The 11,062-nt window shown below is 65.8% G+C and carries 5 protein-coding genes; all 5 read left to right on the plus strand.

Going from position 1 to position 11,062, the window contains the following annotated elements; genetic code table 11:
• Window positions 1-475 precede the first annotated feature (475 nt).
• Genes dpdE through D6270_RS13610 form a run of 5 tightly spaced genes read left to right on the plus strand, consistent with a single transcriptional unit; the run spans window position 476 to window position 11,041 of the window.
• Window positions 476-3,805, plus strand: a complete 3,330-nt coding sequence (gene dpdE, locus D6270_RS13590; protein WP_109165153.1) for a protein DpdE — start codon at window positions 476-478, stop codon at window positions 3,803-3,805.
• The gene (dpdF, locus tag D6270_RS13595) at window positions 3,798-6,392 is read left to right on the plus strand and encodes a protein DpdF (RefSeq protein WP_109165152.1); all 2,595 of its coding nucleotides are present in this window, start codon (window positions 3,798-3,800) and stop codon (window positions 6,390-6,392) included. The genes dpdE and dpdF overlap by 8 nt, the downstream gene beginning before the upstream one ends.
• Entirely contained in the window at window positions 6,392-7,282 is an 891-nt protein-coding gene (gene dpdG / locus D6270_RS13600; RefSeq protein ID WP_109165151.1) for a protein DpdG, read from the plus strand. The genes dpdF and dpdG overlap by 1 nt, the downstream gene beginning before the upstream one ends.
• Window positions 7,275-10,352, plus strand: coding sequence for a protein DpdH (gene dpdH, locus D6270_RS13605; RefSeq protein ID WP_109165150.1), 3,078 nt, complete (start codon window positions 7,275-7,277; stop codon window positions 10,350-10,352). Before dpdG ends, dpdH begins: the two co-directional genes overlap by 8 nt.
• Window positions 10,349-11,041, plus strand: a complete 693-nt coding sequence (locus D6270_RS13610) for a hypothetical protein (protein ID WP_109165149.1) — start codon at window positions 10,349-10,351, stop codon at window positions 11,039-11,041. Before dpdH ends, D6270_RS13610 begins: the two co-directional genes overlap by 4 nt.
• Window positions 11,042-11,062 lie beyond the last annotated feature (21 nt).

Below are 11,062 nucleotides of genomic sequence, written 5' to 3' on the forward strand. Positions count from 1 at the left end.
GCCGTGTGGGTCGACTTGTGCGGATCGATACCGATCAGCATCATCGGCGGTCCTCTCTCTCGGACGTCGGGTCAGTGGAATCCGCAGGTGACATCCCGACTTCGAGAAGCGTGGGGTGGCCGATGCTCATGCCTCTGTTGAGTCAAGCCGCGAACGGACACCGGGCAGGTCGACACACCCAAAGAGGGCCAGCTTTTGCGGGCGGCAGGAAGTACTCGAGTCGGCCCGCCCGGCGTCCTGCGGCACGTTACGAGCGGCCAACCCGATCAGAGAGACCACGAATGGCGTGATCACCGCTAGCGTGAGTGAACGTCGACACAAGGGAGGGGCGGCGTGAGACGGCACAAACCACCCTAAGGCGGAGACCCTACTCTCGTGATCGCAGACCGGATTGGCATCCCCGGGCGGGGTGACTGTCAGAGGTGCCGTTTACGCTTCAGCCTGCCGGATGCGAGCGCCCCGTGAAGGAAGTGTGATGTCAAGGCCAAGGGTGGGGAATTTTGTTCGGTTTGTCGGTTCTCCGGGGGTTGGGCGTGTCACGGCAGTCGAGGGCGACAACGTCAAGGTCGACTTCTTCGAGTCGATAGCGGAACCGGTTGTTCACACGCAGTGGGTGGCTGCGCACCTGTGCACGCCGGTCAGCCTGCCCGACCAGACCCGCGTGTATCGGCGTGACCCGAGCACGGGCGTCTGGTTCGTGGGGCGGGTTCAGGGGAGCGACCCAGGTGTGTACTACGTCCGGTTCCCCAATCATCCGAACGTGCATCCGCCGGTGCGCACGACAGAGTTGCACGTGCGCTGGGACCAGCCCGTGAGGAACCCGGTGGCAACACTGGGCGCGGGAGGCAACGAATCCGGCTACTTCCACGATGCCCGCCTGCCGATGCTGCACGGCCTCATCGCCCAGCGCGGCGCCAGCGGAAGTATCCCGGCCCTGCTGTCTTCTGCTGCCGAGATCTACCCCCATCAGATCCAGGCCGCGCTGACCGTCCTTTCCGACCCCGTGCAGCGCTACCTGCTGGCCGATGAGGTGGGCCTGGGCAAAACCGTCCAAGCCGGCTACATCTTTCGCCAGACGCTGATCGACAACCCTCGCGCGCGAGTTGTCGTGCTCGCGCCGGCGCCCCTGGTCAGGCAATGGCGCAGCGAAATGCTGGAGAAGTTCTTCATCGATGACTTCCCCGAAGCACGCATCACCTTCACCGCTCACGACACCCCCGACAAGTGGGCTACCTACCGCGACGCTGACCTGCTGATCGTCGATGAGGCGCACCTTCTCGTCCAGACGATCACCGAGCCGACGCAGTCGCCCTACCGCGAACTGTGCGGCATCGCCCACTCGGCCACGCGCCTGCTGCTGTTGTCGGCCACCCCGGTGACCTCGCATTACGTCACCCACCTGGGCCTGCTGCACCTCCTGGATAAACACCTGTACCGCTGGGACGACCGTGCCGCCTTCGAAGAGCGCTACCGGCGGCGCAAAGACTTCGCCGACGGCGCCTTCCAGTTGGATGCCTACTTCCCGGCACTGCTGCCGATGACCATCCACAACCTGCGTGAGTTGGTGCCCCACGATGGCCACTTCGACGGTCTGGCCACCGAGGTGCTGGCGCTGCTCACCGACGACGACGAACTGGCGGACGAGGAGCAGGCCCCGGAACTGGAAGTGCGCGTCGAGGCACTGAGGGCTCACCTCAGTGAGACCTACCGCCTGCACCGACGAGTGATCCGCCACCGCCGCGCCTCCGTGCTGCGCGACGACGAAGCATCGGACCTGGTGCCCTACGAAGTGCGGGGACGTACCCGCCCGCGCCTGCTCGCGGTGGAATCCGGGGAACACCAGTTGGCCCAGGCGCTGCTGCTGCAATGGCGCACCCTGATCGCTGATCACCTGCTGGACACCGAAGCCGACGAAACCCAGCAGACCGCCTACGGCATGGCGCTGGCGGTACTCGCCTCACGGGCCGGGGCCCTGTTCAAGGACGTGCTCTCTGCCTTGCGCTGGCGCGTGCACCACGACAGTCGAGCCGCCGACCAGGCAGGACTCACCGATCAGGAACGCGGCTACCTTGCCGCGCCGGCCCCGGTGCCCGGCGAGAGTGACCTGCTGGACGCCTACATTCAGGAGTACGCCGACCACTCCGGTGTATCGGCCCGTACGGTCCTGGCTAAGGCGCTGCTGTCGGTGGTCCGCCCCGGAACCAGGGCGGTGATCTTCTGCGGCCCTGGAAGCCTGGCCGGGCAGGTCGCCGATGCGCTGCGCGAGCAGGCACCCGCGGCCGTCGTGGGCCTGCACACCCTCGACGTCGGATCGGACGCCTGCGAGCAGGCCGTGCTGGCTTGGCGCACGGCAGGCGACACCACGAAGTCCCAGATCCTTGTCGTTGACGCATCCGCCGAGGACGGGCTGAACCTGCAACTCGCCGACACGGTGGTGCACGTGCGACTGCCGTGGTCTCCCAACCGGTTGGAGCAGCGGATCGGACGCGTGGACCGCTACCGCGGGGTGGAATCGCTGCGCCAAAACCGGCCGGCGCAGCAGTTCCGTGTGGGCGACCGCGAAGGCGATGAGGCGTTTTGCGGCGCGTGGGCGCGTGTGCTGCACGAGGGATACGACCTGTTCACCGCATCTGTCTCTACCCTGCAGGACATCATTGCTGATGGGCTGCCCGGTGTGTGGGGGCAAGCCCTCGTCGACGGTCCGGGGCGGCTGACCTCGCTGGCGCCCAGCATCCGCGAAGAACTGCGCCAGGCCAAGCGGGATATCGACACCATGGACATGCTGGAGTCCGTACATGAGGCGTCGGAGCAGACACGGCAGATTGCTGCCGCCCTGGATCGCCTGGAACAAGACTGGCCACGTCTGCGGACGGACCTGGTGCACTACGCCGACCGAAACAACGGCGGCCTGGGCTTCCGGCACGGCACGCGTACCGTCGCAGGCCACCAGCGCGATTACTTCGACGTTGCTTCCTCACGCCCGCTGACCGACCCACGCCGCTACAAAGCAGCTGCCGAGCGCATGCATGCCGACATGACGCAGGGAGTCTTCAACCGGTCCACCGCGTTGCGGGCCCCGGGAACCAGGCTGTTTCGCGCGGGCAACCCCTTCGTGGACCTGCTCGCCGACATCGTCTTCACCGATGAATGCGGTCAGGCCACAGCTTTCCGCCGCTTCGACCCCGCCTGTCGCGGAGCCGATGAGGCCTACTTCGGACTCGAGTATCTCGTGGAAGCGGACATCAGTGCCGCACTGCGCCGCCTCGAAGACGTACCGGAGGCCCGGCGCGCGCTGAGGCGTCAGGCTGATCGCCTCATGCCCCCGTTCACCCTCAAGGTGTGGACGCGCGCGGGGCACCCCACGGCTCTGGCCGACCCGGCGGTCTGCGCCTGGCTGAATGCCCCCTACGGCAAGGACAAGGACGGCAAGGAAACGAAGAGAGATCAGAACTACAACGTCACCAACCAGGGCCAACTGCTGGCTGTGTTCGGTGGCTGGCAGGAGTACCGGCATGCGGCACAAGCGGCCGAGGGCGCGGCCCGGGCCCACCTGTTCCAGGCGACCGACCTCGTGAGCAGGTGCACCACGGCGCAGGAGCAGGCACGCCAGCAACTCGCCGTCGCAACCGCCCAGGCCCAGGCGCGCCAGGCAGCCGGTCATCTGCTGGGGGATACCGAGAGCTATCTGCTGGATGTTGCCGTGGCAGGCGATCTCGTGGAGGGGCTCATCCGCCCCTCGGTGCGCGTGGTGGCTGCCACCTGCATCGTGCGCGGCGGCTTCCGGAAGGCGGAGCACCATGAGTGATGCGTGGGCGCAGGCCCAGGAATTGTTTGCCGCATGGCCCCAGATACCGTCGAAGCCGGCTGCCGGCACCCTGCGACGGCTGCAGGACGCCCTGGCCGACCAGGCGGCACAGCACACCCAGGCGGTCGCCTGGCGCGACATTGCGGCGCTGACCCGCCAGGTGCTGCTGGAGGCTGCCGTCAGGGGAAACCACACCGGACTCGACGTCCCCCTGGATCCGGCACTGCCCAGCCGCGAGCAGTGGGAACAGATGGCCTGCCGGACCCTTCCAACCGCGCGAGGCCTGCGGGTCTTCGCCCAACCGTGGCACCCGCGAGCGCTGACGCCCGAAGCACAAGACAGCGCTCAAAAGGATCTGGAACAGGTCTACCTCGGAGAGGACTCGCCGCTCCGGCGACACCTTGAACCTCAGCCTGCCGATCCCTTTTGGCACGAGGCCTTGGGATACCAGGAGTACGTCTCCGTCGGACAGCAGCAGGCGGCCCGAGCGGTCGCACTCGCCCCCGCCGGCACCACGACGATCGCGTGCCTGCCCACCGGACACGGCAAGACCGCGGTCGCACAGGCTTCAGCCCTGCTGGCCGGTGCCCGCGGGGGCGTGTCCGTTTTGGTCGTGCCCACCGTCATCCTGGCCCTGGACATGGAAGCCAGAACGCAAGCCACCCTTGAACGGCAAGGCAAACGAAGCCCGACCGGACGCTACGCCTACACCAGCGGCCTGCCGCAGGAGGTCAAGCAGCAGATCTGCGACGACGTCCGCACCGGCCGCCAGCGCCTGCTGTTCACCTCGCCCGAAGCAGTGGTGACGGCGCTGAAGAAGCCGCTGGAGGATGCTGCCGAGGCGGGACTGCTGCAGTACTTCATCATCGATGAAGCACACCTGGTCGAGCAGTGGGGCACAGGCTTTCGGCCCGATTTTCAAACCATGGCCAGCCACCGGCGCACCTGGCTGCACAAGGCCCCCGCAGGGCAGGCCCCGGTGACCGTGGCCATGAGCGCCACCCTCACCAGCCGCCAGGTCATCCTCCTGGAACAACTGTTTGCCGAACCAGGACAGGCGCAGGTGGTCTGGGCGGCGCAACTGCGCCACGAGCCCAGCTACTACGTCGACACCTGCCCGGACCCGGAAACGCGGCAGGAAGCCGTCATCGAGGCCGTCGCCATGCTGCCCAAGCCGCTGGCGCTGTACACGACGCGCGTCAAGGACGCCGAAGCCTGGGCTGAGCGGCTTCGCTCAGTGGGCTTCCGCCGCGTGACCCAGGTGACCGGCGACTCCAAGGACGATGATCGTCGTGCTGCCCTGGAAGGCTGGGCGGGCTCCACGCCTGCCGGGCCCAGCCCGACCCGGTTTGACGTGGTCGTCGGCACCTCAGCCTTTGGTCTGGGAGTCGACCTCGCCGACGTACGCACCGTCGTTCACGCCTGCCTGCCGGAAACCACCGATCGCTACTACCAGGAAGTCGGCCGCGCAGGGCGCGACGGCAACCCCTGCATCGCCTACATGGCCACCGCCCCCGGCGATGAGGAGTTGGCCGAACGCCTCAACCGCGATCCGCAACTGACGACCAAGCGTGCCTGGAAACGATGGCGGGCCATGTGGCGCGACCGCATTCGCACCCCCAGCGGCGCCTACCGGATCAGCCTTGATTCCCTGCCCGCCGATATGCACGAAGGCTTCAACCAACATCGCACCTGGAACGAACGCATCCTCAACCTGATGGTCAGAGCCGGCCTGATCACGGTGACCATCCCTGAGCCGCCTGTGCGCGCACCTGAGGAAACCGACGCAGCCTGGCAGCAGCGATCCGATGCGTTCTATGCCGCACTGGGCAAGCAGTTCGACATCATCCTCGCCGACGGCCAAACCAATGACCTTGACTACTTTGGCGCCCACTTCAACCAGGTGCGTCAGCAGATCATCGCCGACCAGCACAGTGCGGGCGGGCGACTGCGCACCATTTTGCGCAGTGAACGCTGCTGGGGCGAGGCACTGGCAGAGCATTATCGCGTGCCGTACCAGGGGGGCACCTTGCCCACTGCAGTCACCTGCCGCGGGTGCCCGCACTGCCGTAAGAACGGCCCCGCGCGCGGGAGTGCTGCCGGCTACTACCGACTGGCCGTGGAACCCCGGCCCCCGGTGCCGTCCTGGCCCACCAGCAGCGCAGATCCCCTGCAGCGCTTCAGGACAGACCTTTCGTGTCTTTCCATCTACTGGGAAACCCAACAAGAGTTCAACGACCTCATACCCGAACTGCTCGAGCGGTTGGCGGCACGGGGGATGTTGGCCGTGGGCGGTCCGGGAATCAGCCGCCTTTCCACCCGACGACTGCAGCGCGACGTGCGCCCGCATCCCCTCATCGTGGACTCCGATGGAGACCTCCTCGACCGCTACACCAACCCCCTGGTCTGGCTCATGGACCCGGAGGATTCCGTCATGGGGCCGGAAGCGGCGATGCGTTTTGAGTCCCAGGATGTGACGTACCTGCTGCATCCCCGGTCCCTGACGCATCCGGACCGCCCCAAAGCCCCTCTCATTGCCATCCACCGCGCCCACCTGTGGGTACGTACTGCCCTGGAGTCTTTCTGATGGCCCTGCTGAATGTGGAAGCCTCGGTACCACCCTTTATGTGGGCCGTGGTTCGACTGCTTGCCGCAGAAGGCAGACCACTGCCCGTCGACCGGGCACGGTCGTTCTTGGCTCCGCCCTCGCTCACCGAGGGAAAGGAGAACAAGACCTTCGATCAAACCGTACGCACCCTGCGGGACCTGGGGCTGATCGCAGAGGAAGACAACCACATCCGGCTCGCTGGACATGCTGTGAGCGTGGACGGCACGGACTTCGCCGCGTTCGCTGCCTGCCTTCGCCGTGCTGTCTTGGACAGTGACCTCAATGCGGGACTGGCCCAGGATCCTTCGCAGACCGGTCCGCGGGACCTGACCCGTACGCTCGTGTGGTTCTTGTCCCGAGACCCCCTGGGCGAAGCCGCCACTTGGGATATCGCTCAGCTTGAGCAGTCTGTCGACCTCAACCCCGAAGCGGGCACCGCTTCCAAAAATGACACCCGCTGGAATCGCTTCGTGCACTGGGCCCCCGCCCTGGGCTTCGGAGCGACTCCCTTGCTGCCCACCTCGGGCAAGGGGCCCCTGTCGCCGGACTGCACGGCAGCCATCAAACAGACCATGCTGACGATGTGGGGGATCGGGGAACGCGTCAACGCCGTTGACGCCGCCCAGGCCCTGCGCACAGCCCTACCGGTGCTTCCCGGCGGTGAGTACGCCACGGCCTTGGGAATCCCCGACCCAGGAGCACGATCGGCTGGCCCTGCCTTGTCCTTTGCTCTCCTGCGCGGTGAAGACGAGGGCTGGCTCGTTCTGCAGCAAGATGCCGATGCGCAGCGCATCCTGAGCCTTCACGACCCCGACCGCCCCTCGCACTACGTGTCCGACATCGTCATCTCGGAGGACCAGAATGGCTGACCTTCGCGGCTTTTTGTGCTGGAAGCCTGAAACGGCAGCTGCGACGATCAACACCGAAGCAGTCAGCCCTTCCCGAGCGGTCTTCCTGGCCACGCATGCACCGCTGCGTATCCGCCGCTCCCGCCTGGACGGGCGCTCCGTTTTGGCCGCCGGCGCCCTGGTCGACGAGAAAACCGTCCGCGATGAGTTCCTTGCACTGAAATCCGACACCGGTGCACTTTTGGTGCCGATTGTGGGTGACTCCGGCACGGGAAAGTCCCACCTGGTGCGCTGGGTAGGCGAAACGCTGCCCGACTCGGCCAAGCGCAAGGTCATCTACCTGGAAAAGGCCAAGACGAGTCTGCGGGCCGTCATCGACGCCCTCCTCGCCGGCGTCCAGGACGGCAACCTGGCCAAACTGCGCGACGACATCCATCGCTTCACCGACAGCATGGACGTCGCCACGCTCAGCAGGCGACTGGTCAACGCACTGAGTGAATCCCTGGCCGCCACCACAGTCCGCGACGTTCCGCAGCACGCCCGCCCCCTGGCCGGCCCCCGCGGCCTGACCGTCATCTTGCAAGACCCCCACGTGAGTGCCTCCATGCTCGCCCAGGGCAAGTTCATCACCGAACTGGCAGAGCAGCTGCTTCATGACCGCGCGGGTGGCGAACCAGACCGTCCCATGGCCTTCACTATCGACGATCTACCGACCGACCTGCTCGATCTCCACCAGGCCGCCCAGATCACGATCAAACTGGTCGGCGCGATCTCGGGTAACCCCCTCCTGCAGCAGGCTGCCGTTGACCTGCTGAACCAGCACTTGGAAACGGCCGTCAAGCAGGTAGCCAGCCTGGGCTCCGGCCGCCTGCAGGACGCCATGCTCAAGGTGCGGCGGGAGTACGCCCGCGAGGGCAAAGAGATCGTTTTGCTGATCGAAGACTTTGCACTCATTCAGGGTGTCCAGAAAGATCTTCTCGATGCGGTCATCGAGGCGGGCAACCGCTTTGGCAGCGCAAGCCTGGCGCCCATCCGCACCCTCATGGCTGTCACCACGGGTTACTTCAAGGACCTGCCGGAAACTGCCCTGACCCGCGTGCGGGCAACAACCGGCTACGTCTACAACCTCAACGTGCCCTTCACCCAGGACGACCAAGGCGAGGAAGAGATCGCCTCGTTCGTCGGGCGGTATCTGAACGCCGCCCGCCTTGGACGGGACGCCCTGGAAAGCGCGGACGACGGACAGGTCACCAACCACTGCGAATCCTGCCCCCTGATCACCCAATGCCACGAGCAGTTCGGGGCAACCTCCCAGGGCTTTGGGCTCTATCCCTTCAACGAGTCTGCGCTGGTGCGCACCATCCACGCCACTGCCCCACGCAGCGACCCTTACGCGTTTGTCCCCCGCACCGTTTTGGGAAGCGTGATCCGTCCTGTCCTGGTCGAGCACGCGACCGCGCTCAAGGAAGGATCCTTCCCCGACGCCCGCTTCCGTTCTCAGTTCCCTACAGCAGCCGTTGATGACCCACTGCCTGCCGAAGTGCAGGAAGTGGTCGAGGCTGAGGACCACCTGGATGCCGCCCGCCGCAAGCTTGTCCTGGAATTTTGGGGAAACGCACCCACCCACGCCGACGCCCTGCCCAACGCCGTCATCGACGCCTTCGCCTTGGAACACCGCACCTTCTCTGGCGACAGCACAGCGATCAAACAGACGCCGAAAGCCCAGGTAAAAGCTGAAGGGGACAAGAGGAGCACCGTCACCAGCACGCCGACGACGACCGCTCCTGTCTCCGCTGAATCAGACCTTCTACCATCGCTTCTGGCCAAGCTCAAGGCAGTGGATGACTGGCTCACTCGAGACCAGGTGCTCCTGCAGTCCGTTGCTTCGGAGCTGCGCACCGCACTCATCGGCGCGGTCGTCCAGCGCTACCGCTGGATCGATCCCTTGATGCCGGAACAATCTCAAACCACCGCCCGCGCCGTGTGGCCCGTCAACGCCCGTGTGGTCTCCATCGAAGGGGCAACGGAAAACCTGGTCGGCGCTGCGACCGCACCCATTCGTATCAAGCGGACCGCGCGAAACAGTCGTTACCTGCACAGCATCCTGCTGATGAAGAACGGCCGCCCCGCGCAACGAGCAGAGCATGTACGCCGGTTGAGTGCCGACGCAGACCGCTACGCTGCGTCTTTTACGACGGCCCTGCAAACAAGCCTGCAGATCACCGACGACGAACTGGTCCTCGGACTGAGGGCTTCGCTCATCGGTGCTGCGTTGGCTGGTGTTGCATGGCCTGGCATGGACGAGGCCGACCTCTTGGCGGCAGCCTTCCATGACGGGCGTTCATGGAAGCGTCAGGACGCAGCCGACCGCGATCCTGCATGGAACAAACTGCTGGAGTCCCACCTCCCCAACAGGCCCGCCCTGGTCGAATGGCTTCGCAACGCACTGGGCGTGGCTCAGGGCAACGGGCAACCGCGCCTGATCGACGCTGCCCGAACTCTGCCGCTGTTGCGTCAGGCGTGCACACAGTGGGACTGGCAGATGGAAGGGAAGGAACCGCCGCCGGACCACGTGAAGCCGGCCGTCAAGAACTTCGCCAACTGGATCGACGTCGTCAACAACCAAAACGCCTCCCTGCGCGATCAGTTCGACGTCATTCGCCAGCATCATCCGCGCGGTACTACTTCCGCGCAGGTCCTGGCCGCAGTACGCGACGCCCTCGCGGCCGCCGAGGACGCGAGCATCTCGATCCCTCGGGCAACCTTCAAGCAGATCACCGAGTTGCTGAAAGGTGCCCGCGACGTCGACTGGAAGATCCTCAACCAACTCGAGGACGACCTGCGTAAAGTCGACGATTCAGACGCCACCGATGCTGCGCGCCACGCGGCATCCATCACTGCTGCCGCGCGAGACCGCGGCGCAACCGTGCAGGTCGTGCGGGAGTTTCTCGTGGCCAGCGACACGTGGCTGACCGCTGCCTTGGACCACGCAGAATCTCGAACCAACTCCCACGGCGACGAAGCCGCCCGGGCAGTTCAGGACATTCTGACCGAGTGGCAGGCGCTGAACGTAGAGGGAGAAGACCGATGAGCGGGCCCCTGTCTGTCCTGCAAAAGGCAGAACGCCTTCAGGCTGAAGCACGCCGTCTCAACGAGGGAGCCAAGGGAGAGGAGGAAGCGCGGCGCATCAGCGAACGCATCATCGTCTTGCGGACCCACCTGGTCACCTTGCAGCGCCACCTCCGTATCGCCCGCTCGCTGATGATGCAACCCGCAAGCCCGGACATCGACCTGTCCGGAGTCGACTCCGGGCTGGCGGCATTCTCCCGTCAGTGCGAGGGCGGCGGCTTGCCCCCCAACGCGGCCTTCACTCGCGCATCGACCGCAGTACAAAAAACGGTAGAGCGCATCGCCCGGGACAGTCAGGAGGCCTGGCGGCAGTGGACGCAGACGCAACTGGCCGGACTGGAACTGGCCCGGCAAGTCATGCTCTCCATCGGCGAGCAGAGCCGAGCGAAGTCACTGCACCAGGACCTCGTCAAAGCCGCCCGGACCGCAGAAGTCGATGCATCAGCGATCACCCTGTTTGCCAACGCGCATGCTGAGCTGGCCGAACTGCTCAGCACCGCCCCGGCCCCCCCGCCGGAACTGCAGACACTCCTGGACCGCCTGGCATCTGGTACCTCGCAGCTACTGAAGGACATCACCGACGCAGAAATCGCGCTGCTGCGCCAGTGCCAACTCGATGGCGACCTGGAAGTCCGAAGGAGGCGAGCGTGATCTCACCTGCGCTGGCGCGCT

This window comes from Streptomyces griseus subsp. griseus (assembly GCF_003610995.1).
In the GTDB taxonomy this organism is placed as follows: domain Bacteria; phylum Actinomycetota; class Actinomycetes; order Streptomycetales; family Streptomycetaceae; genus Streptomyces.